The sequence below is a fragment of the Streptomyces sp. NBC_00075 genome, assembly GCF_045041225.1.
Classification (GTDB): Bacteria; Actinomycetota; Actinomycetes; order Streptomycetales; family Streptomycetaceae; genus Streptomyces; species Streptomyces adonidis.
On sequence record NZ_CP108243.1, the window covers coordinates 7,223,753 to 7,241,417 of the forward strand.

19 protein-coding genes are annotated in these 17,665 nt (G+C 72.8%); 9 read left to right on the forward strand and 10 right to left on the reverse strand.

Annotation, left to right across the window (positions count from 1 at the left end; all coding sequences use genetic code 11):
- Positions 1-1,332, forward strand: coding sequence for a glycoside hydrolase family 26 protein (locus OG787_RS31660; RefSeq protein WP_405537383.1), 1,332 nt, complete (start codon positions 1-3; stop codon positions 1,330-1,332).
- A gap of 22 nt (positions 1,333-1,354) precedes the next feature.
- Here the strand turns inward: OG787_RS31660 and OG787_RS31665 are convergent, their stop codons facing one another.
- From OG787_RS31665 to OG787_RS31705, 9 genes are read right to left on the reverse strand one after another with little or no spacing between them, the layout of a single operon-like run.
- A complete protein-coding gene (locus tag OG787_RS31665) occupies positions 1,355-2,506 on the reverse strand; it encodes a GNAT family N-acetyltransferase (RefSeq protein ID WP_405537384.1) in 1,152 nt (383 codons plus the stop codon).
- On the reverse strand, positions 2,503-3,150 hold the full coding sequence (locus OG787_RS31670; RefSeq protein ID WP_369036096.1) for a lipopolysaccharide biosynthesis protein: 648 nt from the start codon (positions 3,148-3,150) through the stop codon (positions 2,503-2,505). Before OG787_RS31670 ends, OG787_RS31665 begins: the two co-directional genes overlap by 4 nt.
- Positions 3,147-4,301, reverse strand: coding sequence for a glycosyltransferase (locus OG787_RS31675; protein ID WP_369036124.1), 1,155 nt, complete (start codon positions 4,299-4,301; stop codon positions 3,147-3,149). Before OG787_RS31675 ends, OG787_RS31670 begins: the two co-directional genes overlap by 4 nt.
- Before the next feature lie 5 nt (positions 4,302-4,306).
- On the reverse strand, positions 4,307-4,996 hold the full coding sequence (locus tag OG787_RS31680; RefSeq protein ID WP_405540648.1) for a polysaccharide deacetylase family protein: 690 nt from the start codon (positions 4,994-4,996) through the stop codon (positions 4,307-4,309).
- Positions 4,997-5,036: 40 nt separating this feature from the next.
- Positions 5,037-6,896, reverse strand: coding sequence for a lipid II flippase MurJ (locus tag OG787_RS31685; protein ID WP_405537385.1), 1,860 nt, complete (start codon positions 6,894-6,896; stop codon positions 5,037-5,039).
- 38 nt (positions 6,897-6,934) lie between these two features.
- Entirely contained in the window at positions 6,935-8,266 is a 1,332-nt protein-coding gene (locus tag OG787_RS31690; protein ID WP_369036099.1) for an O-antigen ligase family protein, read from the reverse strand.
- A gap of 5 nt (positions 8,267-8,271) precedes the next feature.
- Positions 8,272-9,735, reverse strand: coding sequence for an exopolysaccharide biosynthesis polyprenyl glycosylphosphotransferase (locus tag OG787_RS31695; RefSeq protein WP_369036100.1), 1,464 nt, complete (start codon positions 9,733-9,735; stop codon positions 8,272-8,274).
- Positions 9,732-10,913 (reverse strand): glycosyltransferase, encoded by a 1,182-nt coding sequence (locus tag OG787_RS31700; RefSeq protein WP_405537386.1) that lies wholly within the window; start codon positions 10,911-10,913, stop codon positions 9,732-9,734. The genes OG787_RS31695 and OG787_RS31700 overlap by 4 nt, the downstream gene beginning before the upstream one ends.
- A gap of 45 nt (positions 10,914-10,958) precedes the next feature.
- On the reverse strand, positions 10,959-12,062 hold the full coding sequence (locus OG787_RS31705) for a DUF3344 domain-containing protein (RefSeq protein ID WP_369036102.1): 1,104 nt from the start codon (positions 12,060-12,062) through the stop codon (positions 10,959-10,961).
- Positions 12,063-12,399: 337 nt separating this feature from the next.
- Here OG787_RS31705 and chpG point away from each other — a divergent pair, with 337 nt between their 5' ends.
- The 7 genes from chpG to OG787_RS31740 all read left to right on the forward strand — a co-directional run bounded on the left by chpG (position 12,400) and on the right by OG787_RS31740 (position 16,793).
- Positions 12,400-12,639 (forward strand): chaplin ChpG, encoded by a 240-nt coding sequence (gene chpG / locus OG787_RS31710; protein WP_369036103.1) that lies wholly within the window; start codon positions 12,400-12,402, stop codon positions 12,637-12,639.
- Between the two features lie 204 nt (positions 12,640-12,843).
- On the forward strand, positions 12,844-13,638 hold the full coding sequence (locus OG787_RS31715) for a hypothetical protein (RefSeq protein WP_405537388.1): 795 nt from the start codon (positions 12,844-12,846) through the stop codon (positions 13,636-13,638).
- A gap of 159 nt (positions 13,639-13,797) precedes the next feature.
- On the forward strand, positions 13,798-14,088 hold the full coding sequence (locus OG787_RS31720; RefSeq protein ID WP_369036125.1) for a hypothetical protein: 291 nt from the start codon (positions 13,798-13,800) through the stop codon (positions 14,086-14,088).
- Between the two features lie 151 nt (positions 14,089-14,239).
- A complete protein-coding gene (locus OG787_RS31725) occupies positions 14,240-14,737 on the forward strand; it encodes a DUF5949 family protein (protein ID WP_369036105.1) in 498 nt (165 codons plus the stop codon).
- 162 nt (positions 14,738-14,899) lie between these two features.
- Positions 14,900-15,409: a hypothetical protein gene (locus OG787_RS31730; RefSeq protein WP_369036106.1), complete on the forward strand. Its 510-nt coding sequence runs from the start codon at positions 14,900-14,902 to the stop codon at positions 15,407-15,409.
- An 81-nt stretch (positions 15,410-15,490) separates the two neighbouring features.
- Complete coding sequence (locus tag OG787_RS31735; RefSeq protein WP_369036107.1) at positions 15,491-15,940, forward strand: tyrosinase family oxidase copper chaperone; 450 nt, start codon at positions 15,491-15,493, stop codon at positions 15,938-15,940.
- Positions 15,924-16,793 (forward strand): tyrosinase family protein, encoded by an 870-nt coding sequence (locus OG787_RS31740; RefSeq protein ID WP_369036108.1) that lies wholly within the window; start codon positions 15,924-15,926, stop codon positions 16,791-16,793. The genes OG787_RS31735 and OG787_RS31740 overlap by 17 nt, the downstream gene beginning before the upstream one ends.
- Positions 16,794-16,876: 83 nt before the next feature.
- On the opposite strand, the gene OG787_RS31745 is transcribed toward OG787_RS31740, so the two are convergent.
- Entirely contained in the window at positions 16,877-17,164 is a 288-nt protein-coding gene (locus OG787_RS31745; RefSeq protein WP_369036109.1) for a chaplin, read from the reverse strand.
- A 135-nt stretch (positions 17,165-17,299) separates the two neighbouring features.
- Here OG787_RS31745 and OG787_RS31750 point away from each other — a divergent pair, with 135 nt between their 5' ends.
- Positions 17,300-17,485 carry a hypothetical protein gene (locus OG787_RS31750; protein WP_369036110.1) on the forward strand — a complete coding sequence of 62 codons (186 nt, stop codon included), beginning with the start codon at positions 17,300-17,302 and terminating at the stop codon, positions 17,483-17,485.
- The last annotated feature ends 180 nt before the right edge of the window (positions 17,486-17,665 follow it).

The window sequence follows — 17,665 nt, forward strand, 5'->3', positions numbered from 1 at the left end:
ATGGCCGCACACAAGCGACGGGCCCGATCCGGACGGCTGGCGTTCATTGCGGCGGCGGTCGCCGCGTCGGCCGTCCTGGCGACGGGTCCGGGTCACGCCGTGGGCGCGGGGGTGGCCGATCCTCCCGTGCCCGTACCACCGACCGGGACGGTGGGCCCGGTCGCGCCCGTGGCCCCCGAACCCCCGGTGCCGCCCGAGCCACCCGAGCCGCCGAAACCCGAACCCCCTGAGCCGCCCGAGCCGCCCGAGCCGCCGAAGCTGCCCGCGTTCGGCGCGTACGTCGACTACGACGGCGCCCGTGGCACGGCCAGGATCGCCGAGCTGAGCCGCTGGCTGGGCGGCGCCGAGCTCACCGTCGGGCACACCTACCTGCCGGGTGACCTGTGGAGCAACATCGAGGGGCTGCCCGGGTTCCTCGACGTGTGGGCGGACTGGCGGCGGGCCGAGGAGGACCGGCTGTTCGTCCTCAACGTGCCCATGCAGGAGCGCAACGAGGAAGGTGTCTCCGACCGCGGGGTCCGCAAGCTGCTGCGGCGCGGCGCGGCCGGTCTCTACGATCACCACTTCCGCGCCCTGGCCGAGCGGCTGGTCGCGCTGAAGATCCCGGACACCGTGATCGTGCTCGGCTGGGAGATGAACGGCATCACCTACACCTCTCGCTGCGGGCCGGACCCGGAGGCCTGGAAGAAGTACTGGAACAGGATCGTCACCACCATGCGGTCGGTGCCGGGCCAGAAATTCCGGTTCGATTTCAATCCGACCCGGGGCCGTGACGCCATTCCCTGGACGCAGTGTTATCCGGGGGACGACACGGTCGACATCATCGGTATGGACTCGTACGACCAGCCGCGCGGGATCTCATTCGACGAGCAGATCAGCGAGCCCTACGGACTTCAGGCGCATGTGGATTTCGCCAAGGCGCACGGAAAGCCCATTTCCTATCCGGAATGGGGACTGTTCCGCAACGGCGACAACCCGGAGTACATGCGGCGCATGCTCGCGTGGATGGACGAGCACAAGCCGCTGTACAACACGCTGACCGACTACTGTCCGCACGGCGTGTGGCAGTGCGGCAGCAATCCGAAGGCGTCCGAGGTGTACCGCCAGATCCTGACGGGCCGTAAGGACCCGGAGCCGACGGTGCCGACCCCGGTGCCGACCGTCCCGACGCCCGACCCGACCCCGGAGCCGCCGAAGCCGACGGACCCGGTCACGCCGCCCGTGCCGCTGCCGCCGGACAACTGTTCGCCGCTGGAGCTGGGCGACTGGGTGGAGTACTGGCTCGGCGGGAAGCTGTGCCTGAAGTTCGACTGGTGGTCGCGCAACCGGTGACCGCCCGGTGGCGGCGGGTCGTTCACGATCCGCCGCCACCGTTCCCGTTCTCCCCTCCACCGCCGCTTCCCTCGCGGTCCCGCAGCCGGCGCAGGAGTTCCTTGCCCCGGCTGCGGGCGGCGACATCGCACACGACCGCCGACATCAGCGGCGCCGTCAGCCGCCGGGCCAGCAACAGCCGCTGGTTGACGACGGGTTCGGGCCGCCAGTGGTGCTTGTACGGCTCGTCACCGCGCAGCAGGCTCAGCGTGTCGTGCCCGCCGGCCCCGGTGTGCTCGGCGCACGCGTCGAGGAGCATCACGGCGACGTCCGCCTTCCGTTTCCGCAGGCCCGGATGGGCGCCGTACAGATAGCCGCCCGCGAGGCGTCCCGACAGCAGGGTCAGATCGACGGCGACCACGCTGTCGTCGAGGCGGAACTCGGTGACGACGGCGTCCCCGGAGCGGACCATCGGCCCGACCGAGCGGGCGAGGTGCTCGCGGAACCGCGGCTGGAGGTGTTCCGACGTCACCTTCCGCCCCTGCCACTGGAGTTGGTGCAGTTCGAGCAGCCGGACCAGGGCCGCGTCGACGTCGTCGGGCTGGACGACGCGCCGCTCGACGCCGAGCGCGGTCAGCTTGCGCAGCTTGGCGCGGACCCGCTGGGCCTTGGCGGAGGGGAGCCGGGAGACCAGGCCGTCCATGGAGACGGCGGGGAGTTCCAGGCACAGGGAGTCCCTGACCTGGCGACGGGGACCGCGCCAGCGCTCGTACACACGTTCCGCGGCGCCGCCCGGACGGACCTCGCGGAGGTCGATCAGCGCGGTGCGTGCGGCGTCGGAGAGGCCCTCGGCGAGGGCGGCGGCGGCCTCGTCGGCCGTGTCGTCGTCGAGGAGGACGTCACCGTAGTCGGAGATCGCGCCGCCGAGCGGCACCAGGGCGGGCAGCGGGCGGTGTACGCGCATCAGCGGGGCGGCGGCGAGGAGTTCGCCCTCCGGATCGCGGACCACGACGATCCGCAGCCGGCCCGGGACGCCGTACGACAGCCACCACGAGTGCAGCCAGGCATGGCTCTGGAACGGGGTCGCCGCGCCGCACCGTTTGTACAACCGGCCCCAGGCCGGGGCGAGTTCGGCGAAGGCGGTCTCGTCGCTGACGACTTCGGCGCGCAGGGCGCCCGTGGTCGTGACCGTCACAGCTGTCCGTGCACATCGGCGGCGGTGGCCGGGCCCGGTACGGAGGCCGCGGGCGCCGGTTCCTCCGTACCGCGCCGGGGCCGCACCAGGAGCACCAGGCCGCCGAGCAGCCCGCCCGCGCTCGCGCCGACCAGCCCGGTCACCGCCGCCGAGGCGGAGGACGGCTCGGCCGGCTTGACCGCGCGCGAGAACTGGAGCAGCTCCACGTGGGTGGAGTTCTTGGTGTCGTTGGCGTGCCGGGTGAGGGAGCGGGCCACGGCGTTGGCCATGTCGGCGGCGAGGTCGCGGCGTGAGGAGGTGGCGGAGACGGCGACCATGGGCGCGTCCGGCGAGGTCGCCGTCTGCACGCTCTTCCGCAGCGTCGACACCGGTACGCCCGCCCAGACCTGGGCGTCCCCGAGCACCGCGAGCTGCGTGGCGACCCGCCCGTACGCCTGCGCGAAACCGAGCGCGGACGCCGGGTCGGACTTCTCGGTCGGTACGGCGACGACGTAGCTGGTGGCCGTGTAGGTGGGGGACTTGAGGGTGCCGTACGCGCCGCCGAGGAGGCCGCCGAGGACGGCGCCGGCCGCGAGGAGGGTCCATGGGCGGAGGCCGCGGGTGCGGGGCGTGAGGTGGGGGGCTCTGCTGGGGGTGTCGGTCATGAGGAGGGGACTCCCTGGGGTGACGGGGACGGGGTCATGGAGGGGGTGGTGGCCGCGTACACGTCCATGAGCTGCGCGGCGCTGCGGGTGATGTCGTAGTGGTGGGCGGCAGCAGGCGGGGTGCGGTCCCGCGGGCCCAGCGCGCGGGCCTCGGCTAGGGCGCGTGCGAAGGAGTCCGCGCCGCCGGGTACGCGCCGGGCGCCCTCGGCGGACTCCGGGGGCAGGTCTTCGATCGCCGGGCAGGAGACGAACCGGACGGGCAGCCCGGCGGCCAGGCCCTCCACGACCGCGAGCCCGAAGGCCTCCTCCGGGCAGGGGGAGGCGAGCAGGTCCATCGCGGAGGCGAGGGAGGGCAGGTCGGGGCCGGGGGTGCCGTCCGGCACGTACGGCCGCTCGCCGGTGAACAGCACCCGGTCGGCCACGCCCGCTTCGTGCGCGGTGCGCCGCAGGGCCTGTTCCTCGGGGCCGCCGCCGACGAGCAACAGCCAGTAGTCGTCGGGGAGTTGGGCGAGCGCGTCGATGAGGTCGCCGAAGCGCTTGCCCGGTGCGAGCCGTCCGATGCCGCCGACGACGTACGCGCCCTCGGGCAGTCCGAGGCGCTCTCGGGTGCGGTGCCGGGCGACCGGGTCGAAGCGGAACCGGGCCAGGTCGATGCCGTTGGGGACGACCGAGATCCGGGGCGCGGGCACGCCCCAGCGGCGGAGCCGGTCGGCGACCGTGGGGGAGACGGCGACGGTGGCGCGGCCGAGGCGTTCGCTGGCGAGATACAGCGCGCGGACCCCGGCGGTCAGCGGCCGTCCCTCCATCTGCGAGTCGCCGAGGGAGTGTTCGGTGGCGACGATCGCCCGTACGCCCGCGAGCCGCGCGGCGATCCTGCCGTACACGCAGGCCCGGTAGAGGTGGGTGTGCACGAGGTCGTAGCCGCCCGAGCGGATGACGTCGACCAGGCGGGGCAGCGCGGCCAGATCCCGGTTGCCGGCCATGCCGAGGTGGACGACCCGGACGCCGTCGGCGACCAGACCGTCGGCGACCGAGCCCGGGTTGGTGAGCGTCACGACATCGCAGTCGACCGGCAAGTGCCGCAGCAGCAGCCGGAGTTGCTGCTCGGCGCCGCCGACCCCGAGCCCGGTGATGACATGCAGGGCCTTCACCGCGCTCACACCCCCTCGACCGGCCGGCGCCGCAGCCGGTGCAGCCGGTACTTGAGATGCAGGCGTACGGCGGTGTCGTTCTCGCCGATGTGGACGCGGGGGAGGACGTGGACGCCGTTGAGCTGCCCGGGGTCGATGGCGACGCCGTATCCGTAACCGGCGTCCCGCACGGCGTCGACGGCCCGCTGGTCGACGGTCCCGTACGGATAGCAGAATCCGTCGACCGGAGCACCGCTCAACTCCGAGAGCACCGCTCTGCTTTCGGCGACCTCGGCGCGCAGCAGCTCGTCGTCCGCCTTCGTCAGGTCGACGTGCGTCAGCCCGTGCGACCCGATCTCGATCCCCGCCTCGGCGACGGCCCGGATGCCGTCCGCCGTGAGCAGCGGCTTGCGCGGGCCCAGCGGGTCCCAGGCGTTCTCCCCGCCGAGCCGTCCCGGCAGCACGAAGAGGGTCGCGCCGCAGTCCCAACGCTCAAGCACCGGAAGGGCGCCCGTGAGGAAGTCGGCGTACCCGTCGTCGAAGGTCAGCCCGACCAGGCCGCGCCCCTCGCCCCGGGCACGGGCGGCGAGCAGCTCGGCCACGCCCGCGCCCCGCAGCCCGCGCCGGTGCAGCCACCGCAGCTGGGCGTCGAGGCGGTCGGGCGTGACCGTGATGCGGTACGGGTCGTCCGAGCAGTCGCCCACCGAGTGGTACATCGCCACCCAGGGGACGCGCAGGGCGCTTCTTCGGCGCCGGTCAGCGGACGCGGTCGCGTCGGCGGGGGCGGGCGTGGGTGCGGGTGCGCTTGCGGGCATGCGGGAGCCTTCGGGTCAGGGAGCGTAGGGAACGGAGGGCGAGGACGAAGCTCTGCACGGCCTGGGCCCGCATGAGCCGGCCCAGCAGGAAGAAGACGACGGTCACGGTCGCCGTACCGGCGGCGAGTCCCGCCACCGGCGCGTCGATCCGGCTGGTCACGAACGCCCCCGCGGCCGTCGCGCACACCGCCGCGCGCACCGGCTTGCTCAGCTCGGCCACCACCCGCCGGGTCCGGATCGGCACACTGCGCGGCACTCCTCCCAAAAGCGCTCGCCTACGGGATGCCACAGCCGGTGTCGAGGGCACGACCGTGCTCAGCCCTTCGGGCCTCCGCGCGCTCGCACCCTCGACACCGGCGCATCCCTTCGGCTCACGCGCCCCGTACAGCAGCAGGGCGGCCGACAAGGTGATCCCGGCCGCGTTGGCGGCGGCGATCCCGCTCACGCCCCACGGCCCGACCGACCAGGCGCCGATCCAGGAGGTCGCGACGATGCCCGCGGTCATCGCGGCCAGCGGGTACCAGGTGGGCCGGTTCGAGGAGAAGTACGAGCGGACGAGCGCGCCCACCAGGGTGTGCCCGAGCAGCCCGACCGCGTACACACGCATCACGGTGGCCGTCGCCTCGGTGTCCCGGGCGGTGAACGCGCCCCGCTGGAAGAGGAGTTCGATGATCTGCGGGGCGCAGGCGACCACGGCCGCCGCGCCGAGCAGCACGACCCAGGCGGCCAGCGCGAGGTCCCGCTCCACGCGGTCGCGGGCCCGCTCGGTGTCGCCCTCCGCGATCGCCTGCGCGACCACCGGGAAGGTGACCGTGCACAGCATGAGCGACAGCGTCATCGGGATCTGCGCGACCTTCTGCGCGTAGTTCAGGTGCGAGATAGCCCCGGCGGGCAGCGTGGAGGCGAGGAACCGCTCGATGAGCACCTGCGACTGCCGGGTCAGCGCGAACAGGAGCACCGGCGCGACGAGCGCGAACGCCATCGGCGCCCCGGACGCCTCCTCCACCACGATCTCGTCCGGCACGGCCGACCGGCGCCGCCGCAACTGCCGCAGCACGGAAGGCAGTTGGGTGACGACCATCAGGGCGCCGCCCACCGCCACCCCGACCGCCGCCGAGCGCACCCCCCAGTGCCCGCCCAGCACGAACATCGACGTGATGATGCCGACGTTGTAGGCCACGTAGATCGCCGCGGGGGCCAGGAACCGCCGGTGCGCGCGCAGGGCAGCGCTGCAATACCCGGCGAGCCCGAAGCTGAACACGCAGGTCGCGGTGAGGCGGGTGCAGTCCACGGCGAGCGACGGGTCGGGCAGCCCGGGGGCGAGCGCCTCGACCAGGTAGGGAGCCGTGGCGATCAGCAGCGCGCCGACCCCCGCGCATGCCAGCGCCAGCCGGGGCAGCGTCGACGCGACCAGCGCCCGCACCGGATCACCGGGGGCACCCTGGGCGCGGCGGGCCAGCGCCATGCTGAACGCCGGGATCAGGACGAAGGCCAGCCCGTCCTCGATGAGCAGCGTCGCCGCGAACTCCGGCACGGTCCACGCGACGAGGAACGCGTCCGTGTCACTCCCGGCCCCGAACAGCCGGGCCAGCGACTGGTCCCGGACCAGCCCGAGCAGCGCGCCCGCGACCGAGAGGACGGCCGTGATGAGCGTGGCCTTGGCGAGGAACTTCCGGGAGACGGGGGCGAGTTCGGCAGCCCCGGTACCTGTTCCGGCAGCGGCACCACCCCCCTCGTCCCCCTCCTCGCCGCTTCCCTTCGCGGACGGCGAAGCGGCGGCGCGTGCCGCGGGCAGCGTCACCCTGGTCTCTCCCTCGGGCCGAGGAGGCGTCGCGTTCGTCACGCCGAGGCCTTGGCCGCGGGCACGGAATCGCCGCCGACGAGGGCCCACCAGGCGACGAGCCCGAAGGCGAGGGCGGTCAGCACGGTCGCGGGCCCGCCGATGTCGGCGTACAGGAAGTCGATCAACTGCCAGAGCAGCAGCCCGCAGGCGACGAGCGCGCAGTCGAGCCCGGACGTACGGCTTCGGCGCACCCGCACGAGCCCGCGCAGGCCGCACACCAGCAGCGCCAGCCAGCTGCCCCCGAGGGCGAGCAGCCCGATGAGCCCCTGCTCGCTCAGCACCAGCAGGTACATGTTGTGCGGGGACAGCAGCGGCTGTTTGCGGTACGCGGCGCCCGCGCCCTCCGTGTCGCTGCCCGAGGACAGGGCCAACGAGGCGTGTCCGTCGCGGTGTTCGGGGAAGCCCTTCAACCCGACGCCGGTGAGCGGGTGTTCGCTCCACATGTCGGTCGCCGCCGCCCACATCGTGTACCGGTCGGTGACCGACTGGTCGGGGGCGTCGGCGACTTGGGTGATGCTGCTGATCCGCTCCTGCAACATCGCCGTACCGACACCGAGCCCGCCGACCAGGATCACCGCAGAGGCGGTCACCACCGCGCCCACCTTCAGCGCGCGCCGCATCCCGGCCAGCACCAGCTGGATCGCGCAGGCCGCCGCGGTGGCGATCCAGGCGCCCCGGCTGAAGGAGACGGCGAGCGGGGCGAGCAGCGCCAGGGCGCAGCCGGCGGCGACGGCCCGCTGCCGGGCGGCGGTCGACCCGAGGGCCAGCCCCACCGCGCACATCAGCCCGAACGACACCACGGTCGCCATGCCCATCACATCGGCGGGCCCGAAGGTGCCCACCGCCCGGATCTCCTCGCCCTGGTAGGAGGCGCCGGTCCCGGTCACGTACTGGTGCACCCCGACCGCCCCCTGGAACAGGGCGAAGGCGACGAACGCCCAGGCCAGCACCCGGAAGTCGCGCCGGTCCCGGACCAGCAGCACCACGGACGCCGGGACCAGCACGAAGATCTGGAGGTAGCGCCCGAGGCCCCCGATCCCGGCTGCCGGCGAGGACGCCCCGACGGCCGCGACCGCGAGCCCGACCACGGGCATCCCGAGCACCACGGCGGCCGTACGGGACAAGGGGCGCCGCCGCTCCCGTACGAGCCGGATCGCGCAGTACAGGACCACGAGCCCGGAGACGGCGTCGGCCGGGGTCGCCCCGCCGTCGGCGCCCTGCGCGGCCGGCAGCGCGAGCAGGGCGATCACCAGTATGACCGGCAGCAGCGGGGCGAAAGAGGCGAAGGGCACTCTGTACGGCAACGTCAGCGCGGGGCTGTGGCTCACCGCTCTCAACTTCCTGTCGGTCGGACGAGCGCGGCGGCGGTGCGCAGCAGGATGCAGATGTCCTGCCACAGCGACCAGTTGTCGATGTAGGCGTTGTCGAACCGGCAGCGGTCCTCGATCGAGGTGTCACCGCGCAGACCGTGCACCTGGGCGAGCCCGGTGATCCCGGTCTGCATCCGGTGGCGGGCCGCGTAGCCGGGGTAGGTCTGGCTGAACTGCCCCACGAAGTACGGGCGTTCGGGGCGCGGCCCGACCAGGCTCATGTCGCCCCAGAGGACGTTCCACAGCTGGAGCAGCTCGTCCAGCGAGGTCCGGCGCAGGAAGCGGCAGAACCAGTTCATGCGCCGCTCGTCGGCGACGCTCCAGCGGGTCGCCGCCTCCATCTCGTCGACCGGGCGGTGGGTGCGGAACTTGAGGAGGGTGAAGGGCCGCCCGTCCATGCCGATGCGCTCCTGCCGGAAGACCACCCCAGGCCCGCCGGTCAGCCGCAGCACGACCGCGCACAGCAGCAGCATCGGCGAGACCAGCAGGAGGAGAGTCCCCGAGACCACCACGTCGAGCATGCGCTTGCCGATGCTGCCCGGCCGGTCCGGCAGTATCGCGAGCCGCCGGCAGGAGAACCCGGCGAGCCGTTCGGCGCTCTCGTACGAGGGCGACTCGGCGTCGATCTCCCACACCGTGCAGCCCGACTCGGCCAACGCCCGCAGCAGCGGCCCCTGTTCGGCCCGTACGGAGGGATGGACGGCGAGCACGGCCCGGACACCGTTCTGGATCAGCGCCCGCTCGACCTCCTCGCCGGTGGTCAGCACGGGCAGGCCCGCCACACCGTCCGGGTGGTCGGTGACGAGCCCCACCGGCCGTACCCCGCACGCCGGGTGGCGCAGGAAGGCGGCGGCCACGCGCCGGGCGGTGCCGGCCGGGCCGATGACGAGGGCCGTGTGCGGGCGGCGCAGCAGCGCCCGGCGCCGCACCCGATGGACGGTCCCGCGGCCCAGCGCACTCGCCGTCGCCTGCACCGCACAGCCCAGCAGGAGGGTCCGCGCGGACAGCGCGTCGGCGGGCGCGTACGCCCCGACCAGGGCGGCGAGAGCCAGCCAGCCCATCGCGATCCGGCCGCAGACGGCGGGCAGTTCGTCGAGGAACGCGGGCACGGACTCGGGCCGGTAGAGCGAGGCGCGCGTGTTCAGCACGACCACACCGAGCAGCAGCGCGCCGACGAGGAGGGGGTGGCGCAGGGGCTCGGTCAGCGCCAGGACGCCGAGCAGGGCGGCGCTGCTGTCGACGGCGAGCAGGGGCAGCGGGGAGGCCGGCCGGGGCGCGGGACGCCGGCCGGCCGGGAATCTGAAGCCGCCGGCCGACCCGCGGGGCGGGATGACCGAGACGGCGGACGCAGATACGGCGGACACGGTCGAGAATCCGTGCTCCCGCGGCCCTCCGCCGGGGGAGGGGACGGTACTTTCCGCAGTCACGAGTGGATGGACTCCCTGTACTCGGCGCGCACGGGCGGCACGGCGTGCGCGGTGATCAGCTCGCGGTACACGCCCGCGACGGCCTCGGCGGTGTGCCGTACGTCGTGCGCGGACAGGACGTGCCGACGCCCCAGTTGGCCCAGCGACTCACGCAGCGGCGGGTCGAGCAGCAGTTCGGTGACGGCTCCGGCCAGCGCGGCGGGGTTCTCGGCCGCCACCAGACAGCGCGGTGCGAGAGCGGTGGGCAGACTCTCGCGCCCGCCGTCCACATCGGTGACGACCACCGGCCGCCCGCAGGACATCGCCTCCAGCGGCGCCAGCGCCATGCCCTCCCAGCGCGAGGGCAGGACGACCAGATCGGCGGCCCGGTACCAGGGGACGGCATCGGCGACGGCCCCCGCGAACAGCACGGAGTCCGGGGCGAGCGCCCGCAGCCGCCCGGCGTCAGGCCCGTCCCCGACGAGCACGAGCCGCGCCCCCGGCACCCGTTCCGCGATCTCGCCCCAGGCCCGGAGCAGCACGTCCTGCCCCTTCTGCCGGCACAGCCGCCCCACGCACACGACCAGCGGAGCACCCGGATCGACCGCGGCGAGCAGCGGAATCCCGGCCCGTACGGGGTTCTGGGCCGCAGGCCGGAAGTGCTGCGTATCGATCCCGTTCGGGATGACCCGCCACTGCCCGGTGATACCGGCGCGTACCCCGGTGGCCCGTTCGGCGTCGCTCACGCACACCACGCGGGAGGCCCAACGCGCCCCCCACCGCTCCCACTTGAGCGCCAGGGCCGCGGTGGACCCGCCGACCGCCTCGAACGACCAGGCGTGCGGCTGGAACACCGTCGCCACCCGCCCCCGTACCGCCAGCCGGGCGGCGAGCCCGGCCTTCGCGCTGTGCGCGTGCACGACATCCGGCCGCACCGCCCCGACCAGTCGCCCGAGCCGCCATACCTCACCGGCGAGGGAGGGCCCCGGGGCGCGCGTCGCGTGCCAGGGGCGTACGCCGGCGCCGAGCGCCCGCAGTCGCGCCGGGAGTTCACCGCCGTCCGGGCAGGCGACCGTGACGTCCAGACCGGCGGCGAGCTGGGCCCGCGCCAGGTCCGTCACGACCCGGGCCACCCCGCCGTCCACCGGCTGGGTGATGTGCAGGACCCGTGGCCGGGCGTCGGGTGCTGACAGTTGCATGCGCGGTTTCCTCGCTCACGGGTGGCGGCGTTGGACGCGCCTCGGCTACTGCCGGGCGTCGACGGCCACGAAAAGTGCGCCGGCCCACGCCGCGTCCCGCTGGGAAACGAGCCGGAAGGCCAGCTGGTCACCACCGCGCCGCAGCGCCGTACCCAGTTCGAACACGTCGGAGTCGTAGCCGAGGGTGTTCGCGTACGCCGGAACGCGCTCCGAGGCGGCGCCGCCGATCGTGGAGTTCAGCACGTCGTCGCCCGGGTTGGCCGCGTCCCCGAGCACGGTCGTGCGCCCCGCGACGGACACCGTCAGGGAGTCGCCGGGGCTGCCGCGGTCCCCGTTGTAGGCGACCAGGCCCGCCCGTCCGTTCGCGCCGGCCGGGAACTTCAGTTCGGCCGACCGGACCAACGGAACGTCACCCTCACGGGTTTCCAGCGTGTCGAACCCGTCCCACACGGCGAGGTGCCGCAGCGGCTCGGCCGCCTTCTCGTACGCCACGACCAGCGTCCAGCCGCCCCACGCCCCGGCCGCCGACTTCCCCATGGCCACATTGACCTGTGCGACCGTGTACAGCCCCGAACCGCTCTCCCGGACCAGCTTCGTGACATCGGCGGAGGCCTGGAAGGCGTCGGCGCCGCGCGCCACCCGGTGCCCGACGACCGAGTCCGCGAGCAGATCCTTGTACTCGCCGCCGGGCTCGGCGATCAGCACCCGCCCGTTGTCCTGCGGCGGCTTCTGCTCACCGACCTTGAGATTGCCGCCCCAGTACAGCCGTGCGTACGAGACCCGCCCGCCCTGCGGCACCCGGACCTCCGCACGGCTGGAGTTGTACGTGTTCGGATCGCTGTCGACATCGACGTAGAACATGTCGAAGTCACCGTTGACCGCCGCCTTCGCGCCGCCCGTCGCCGTCGTGAGCTGCTCGCCCTTGCGGACGCCCGCGCAGGTCCCGAGGGTGGCGCGGCAACTGATGGACGCGTTGGCCGCGCGGACGATCCCGCCGTGCTGGAGGGCGCGGTAGCGCGGGGCGAACGGGAGACGCGCCGCCTCCTTGGCGGGCTCGGCCGTCGCCGTACCTCCCGGAGTGCAGATCGCGGCGAGGACAAAGACGCCCACCATCGCACGGCGCAGCAGAAGACCCGGGGAAATACGCATGACCGGCGTTGCCCTTTCGGGGAAAAGGTCGTGGACCGACGGACAGAAAATGTGGACATCACTTATGTGCCGCATCCGTCCCCGGTCTGTTTCACGCGACGGATTCCGGGTGGCGGTCGACCTTTTGGGTGGCTTTGGGGCGGCTGGCGGAAGGTGAGTCACTCTAGCCGCTATGCGTATTTATTGGTGATTCATGGAGACTGTGTCGGAATCGTGTGCCCGGGCGATCCGAGAGATCACCCCATTGGCGGCACAACCCGGGCGCGCGCCACGCGTTGACACAGCGCCGGGCATCCCCGCCCGGATGTTTGTGACAACTCCCAAGGAGCACTTCTCCATGTCGCGTATCGCGAAGGGCCTCGCCCTTTCCTCCGTTGCCGTCGCCGCCGTGGCGGGTACCGCCGGTGTCGCCGCCGCCGACAGCGACGCGCACGGCGCCGCTGCCCACTCCCCGGGCGTCCTGTCGGGCAACGTCCTCCAGGTCCCGGTCCACGTTCCGGTCAACGTCTGCGGCAACACCGTCAACGTCATCGGTCTGCTGAACCCGGCGTTCGGCAACACCTGCGTCAACGACTGACGTAAGTCGGCGCGGACCCTTCTGTCGGCCGCTCTCCCTTCCGGGGAGGGCGGCCGGTTCGCGTTCCGGGCGTTCGCTTCGAGGTGTTTGCTCCGAATGGCGGCGGCGAATGCCGGACCGGTTGCAGGTGGCAACGGTGGATCTGACGGTGGACACATCTGTCCGGCACGTCACGGCTCCACCGCACCATCGAAAGGAACCTCCATGCGCGCTCTGCCCGCACGGCGTATCGCGTCCACCGCTCTCTGCGCCACCCTCCTGATCGGAATAGGCGCACCGGCCGCCCTGGCGGACGACGGCGACGCGGCCCGCGAGCGCGGCCACGCGGCTTCCCAGGCTCCCGTCCCCAACGCCGACGCGCTCCTCGCGCAGGTCAAGGCGCTGGGCGACCTGGGCGGCGTGGTCAAGCCGGTCACCGATCTGCTGAACGCCGTACTCAAGGCGGACAACGGCCAACTGCCGCTGGACGAGGCGACGAAGCTGGTCGACGCGGTGAAGGCGGCCATCGCCGCGGCCACGGCGGCGGCCCCGGCCCCGGTACCGGTACCGGTCACCCCGCCGGTGGACCTGCCGGCGACCCCGGAGGTCCCGGCGACTCCGGCCCTTCCCACGACTCCGGCGCTGCCCACCACTCCCGCCCTGCCGACGACCCCGGCGCTTCCGACGGCGCCTCCGCTGCCGATCTACTCCACGCTTCCGGCGCCCCTCACCGACGGCAAGGCGGTCAAGGGGCCGCTCGACATCAAGGGCGACGCGCTCACCGCGTTGCAGAAGGCGGTCGACACGCTGCTCACGGCGGTCACGTCCGGCGATGTCGCGAACGTCGTCCCGGCCGTCACCGGGGTGGTGACGAGCCTCGTCGGTCTCGTCGCCGCCACGCTGCTCGGCAGCGGACTGCCGGCGCCCGACCTGGCCGGACTGCCGTCGCTGCCCAAGCTGCCGGCGGAGGTGCCGCCGCTGCCGGTCCCGGTACCGCCCCTGCGACTGCCGGCCAGCTAGGGGTGCCGACGGAATTTCTGCGGCCCGTGCGTCAATCCTTTGAGACGTATTTCGTCTTTCGGGGATGGTGTGGGCCGCAGAAATTTTCTGCGTATGGGGTTTCCGTCCTCACCGGGGCTCGTTAGACACGGCGACAGAATTCCCGAAGAAAGGAACATGATGAAGTCCCTGAAGGCTGCCGCTGTTGTTGCCGGGTCCCTGGTCATCGCCGGAGCTGCCGCCCCCGCGTTCGCCTACGACACCGCCGACCTCACGCCCACCAGCCTCAACGGCGCTGTGAACACGCTCACCAAGGGCCCCCTCGACGTGGACCAGTTGCAGCCGCTCCAGCACCAGTCGAACGCGCTCGACACCGAGAACAAGGACTCGGTGCTCAGCACGGTGAAGGGCGCGACGACCGCCCTCAACTCGAACGGCGGGCTGCTCGGCGGCCTCCCCCTCCAGGGCTGACGCGAGTCTTGAAAGGACCGATTCCGGCGCGCGGAATCGGTCCTTCGCGCTGTTCGAGCCCGTCCCTCTTTCGTGTGGATACCGGCGGGAAATCCCCCGGTCGAGTGAGAACACGGCCGGCCGCGCCAATTCCCGTCGATAGGGTTCCGCGGTGACCTCAACCTCAAGCGAAACGCGCCCTTTCCGCATCGCCGACCTGGGCACGCTCGTCGTCATGGCCTGGAGCGGTGACGCCCCCGACGGCGACATGCCCTACCTCCTCGCCTACTCCCTCGGGGACGGCGAGGGCGGCCCGGAGGCCTCGGCGGTCGCCGTCGAGCAGCTCCTCGCCAACACCGGTCTGCCGGTCGGCGGCGACATCGTCGACGGCTCGACCCGGCCGAGCCTGCCGGTCAGTCTGCTCGTCGAGGCCGGTACGGCCGTCGTCAACATGCCGCAGCTCAACGCCCAGTGCACCCCGCCCCCGGAGTGGCTCACCGCGGTCGGCGAACGGGGCTTCGCCTACCTGGTGTTCACCACCCGCCCCTGGCCCGAGGCCCAGCCCGGCAAGGCCGTCGAGCCGGAGGCCCTGGCCGCCTTCGCGGGCGCCGAGGAGACCCTCACCGCCGCCGCCCACGTCATCCTCCCGGCCCGCAGCCTGCGCAGCTGACGACTGGCGGCCGAACGGCGAGCGGCCGAAGGCGGGGGCCGCTCTCCGGGCTGATCTGACGACTAATGCACCACTCGGGGGAATCTTGAGCTGATGCGGTTCTCAGGATCGTTACGCGGTACGGACGAACTCCCCCGATTCCTGTAAAGGACCGTACTTGCCATGAAGTCGACCACTCGAACCCTTGCCGCCGCCGTCCTCACCGGCGTGGCGGCGGCGGTGGGCGCCGCGGCCCCCGCCGTCGCGGCCGACACGGTCCCCGTACCCGTACCGCTGGACGGCGTCGAGAAGTCCCTCAACGTGAACCTGCCCAAGGTCGGCGGCGAACTGCCCCTGCTGACGCCGGGCGTGCCCGAGGGGCCGCGTTATGTCGAGGGCCAGATGATCCCGGCCAGTGCGCTGCCGCAGGTGCCGCTCGGTGCCGCGCTGCCCGGTCTGTCGGCCGAGACGCCGCTGCCGCAGGTGCTCGGGAAGGGCTTCGACGAGGCCTCCGTCAGCCTCCCCGCGGCCGACCTGCGGACCCTGACCCCCGGCCTGTCCGTGGAGACCCCGCTGACCGCGCCCAACCCCGAGGTGTTCGGCCTGCCCACGCTCAAGGAGCCCCAGGCCGCCGTACTCACCCCGCTGCTTCAGACGGCCCCGACGGGCGCCCTGGGACTCGGCTCGCTGTAGTCCACGGGCTGACGAGCCGGACGCGCTGGGACCGGGCGGTCGCATCACCGAACGAACGGAACCAGGAGAGAGGCGAGAGTCTTGTTCGTCAGCAGAGTGCCCCGGGGCCCGGCGGGTCCCCCCGCCCGCTCCGGAACGCGGCGGGACGCGCTGCGCGCCCTGTGCGTGTCGGCCCTCGCCCTGGCCGTGGTCCCGGTCGTCGCCGCCGCGTGGCCCCGACGGGAGCCCGGCGGCGACGAGGCGTCGTCCTTCGACGAGACGTACCGGGGCCGTCGGCTGCGGGGCATGAGGGCAGGCGCCGACCACATGACGCACGCCATGGGCACGCCCGGCGGCGGGCGGTGGCACGTCACCGTGGACGGGCGGCCCCTGCATCTGATGCGGCGCGCGGACGGGACGTATCTGAGCATGGTCGACCACTACCGCTCGTACCCCACACCCCTGGAGGCGGCCCGCGCCGCCGTCGACGAGCTGGGACCCGGACGGCGGTTGACGGTCGAGGGAGGGGGCGGTCGTGGCGTACACGCGTAAGGACGTCAGCACGCTGACGCGGAGCGAGCGGCGGCGGTTCGTCGGGGCGCTGATGGAGATCAAACGGCGGGGCGAGTACGACGAGTTCGTGCGCACGCACATCGAGTACTACGTCTCCGACGGCGAGGACGGGCTGCGTACGGCGCACATGGCGCCCTCCTTCCTGCCCTGGCACCGGCGGTTCCTGCTGGACCTGGAGGAGGCCCTCCAGCGGGTGGACCCGTCGGTGACGCTGCCGTACTGGGACTGGACCCGGGACCGTACGGCGGCCGGGGTGCCCTGGAGCGAGGATCTGCTCGGCGGGACCGGGCGGGCCTCCGACCAGCGGGTCATGAGCGGGCCGTTCGCCTACGACCACGGCGACTGGACCATCAAGGAGAGCGTCACCGACGGGGAGTTCCTCACCCGCGATCTCGGCCGCGCCCGCGAGCCGCTCACGCTGCCGACCAAGCTGGACCTGGACCGGGCCCTCGACGATCCCGTCTACGACGTGTCGCCGTGGAACTCGACGTCCGCGAAGGGGTTCCGCAACAGGCTCGAAGGGTGGGGGAGCGGGCGTGGCCCCGGTTCCTGGCGCAACCACAACCGCGTCCACCGGTGGGTCGGTGGGCACATGGTCGGTGGCGCGTCCGTCAACGACCCGGTGTTCTGGCTGCACCACGCCTTCGTCGACCTGTGCTGGTCGCGCTGGCAGCGCCGGCACGGCTCCGGTGCGCGCTATCTGCCCGAGCGGCCGCCGGGGTTCGGCGACGCGCAGCGCGGCCGGGTCGTCGCCCGGCACGAGTCGCTGCCGCCGTGGGACGTGACACCGGATCAGCTGGAGGACCACAGCCGGATCTATCGGTACGCCTGACGGGTCCTGGCAGGTTCCGGCGCATGCGGAAGAGCCCCGACGGTGGGACCGTCGGGGCTCTTCCGGTGCTTGCGTACGACGGGTCAGCTGCCGTAGCCGCCGGGGCCGGGGTTGCCCTTGTGGTCGTCGTCGCTGACGTTGACGCAGGTGTTGCCGAAGGCCGGGTTCAGCAGACCGATCACGCTGACCGAGTTCCCGCACACGTTGACGGGCACGTGGACCGGGACCTGCAGGACGTTGCCGGACAGGACGCCGGGCGAGCCGACGGCCTCGGCCTGGGCACCCGCGTCAGCCGTGGCCATACCGGCACCGCCGAGCACCACGGCACCGGTGCCGAGAGCGGCGACGGCAGCCTTCGCGATGCGAGACATCACGTTCTCCTTTGGTTCGATGAGCACGGGCGCTCGACTCGCGCCCGCACTTCCCCTACAACGCGCCCGCTCACGCCTGGTAACGGCGTCGGGCCGGGCGTCACCCTTTTCGAAGCGCACGGGTTAACCTCAGGCATGGCATCCGACCAGGCCGACCAGAGCAAGCGGCAGCAGACCCAGAACGTGTTGCGGACCTTCGTAGGGGCGGACGGCCGTCTCGCGCGGCTCCCCGAGCACTTCGAGACCGGCGTGGAGTATCCCGAGCGGCTCGTCGACGAGCGGCTCCGCGTGTGGTGCGAGGTGGACGCCGACGCAGCCTGACCGTTCCAACACCCTTGGCCCGCTTCCCGGATGACGGGGAGCGGGCCTTTGCGTGCCCGAACGGTATCGGGTCCATAACTGTCGTGGACCCGTTCGCGAATGCTGTGTGAAGGTCTCCAAGTGAGCGTAAGCGGAACCTTTTTGACGCTCTCTTGACTGCTAAGATCATCCCACTTTCAG

Excerpts from the sequence above, each read along its gene's own strand:
- OG787_RS31660 (WP_405537383.1), top strand. The coding sequence starts at position 1 with ATGGCCGCACACAAGCGACGGGCCCGATCCGGACGGCTGGCGTTCATT.
- OG787_RS31670 (WP_369036096.1), bottom strand. The coding sequence starts at position 3,150 with ATGACCGACACCCCCAGCAGAGCCCCCCACCTCACGCCCCGCACCCGC.
- OG787_RS31680 (WP_405540648.1), bottom strand. The coding sequence starts at position 4,996 with ATGTACCACTCGGTGGGCGACTGCTCGGACGACCCGTACCGCATCACG.
- OG787_RS31700 (WP_405537386.1), bottom strand. The coding sequence starts at position 10,913 with ATGCAACTGTCAGCACCCGACGCCCGGCCACGGGTCCTGCACATCACC.
- OG787_RS31705 (WP_369036102.1), bottom strand. The coding sequence starts at position 12,062 with ATGCGTATTTCCCCGGGTCTTCTGCTGCGCCGTGCGATGGTGGGCGTC.
- chpG (WP_369036103.1), top strand. The coding sequence starts at position 12,400 with ATGTCGCGTATCGCGAAGGGCCTCGCCCTTTCCTCCGTTGCCGTCGCC.
- OG787_RS31715 (WP_405537388.1), top strand. The coding sequence starts at position 12,844 with ATGCGCGCTCTGCCCGCACGGCGTATCGCGTCCACCGCTCTCTGCGCC.
- OG787_RS31720 (WP_369036125.1), top strand. The coding sequence starts at position 13,798 with ATGAAGTCCCTGAAGGCTGCCGCTGTTGTTGCCGGGTCCCTGGTCATC.
- OG787_RS31730 (WP_369036106.1), top strand. The coding sequence starts at position 14,900 with ATGAAGTCGACCACTCGAACCCTTGCCGCCGCCGTCCTCACCGGCGTG.
- OG787_RS31745 (WP_369036109.1), bottom strand. The coding sequence starts at position 17,164 with ATGTCTCGCATCGCGAAGGCTGCCGTCGCCGCTCTCGGCACCGGTGCC.
- OG787_RS31750 (WP_369036110.1), top strand. The coding sequence starts at position 17,300 with ATGGCATCCGACCAGGCCGACCAGAGCAAGCGGCAGCAGACCCAGAAC.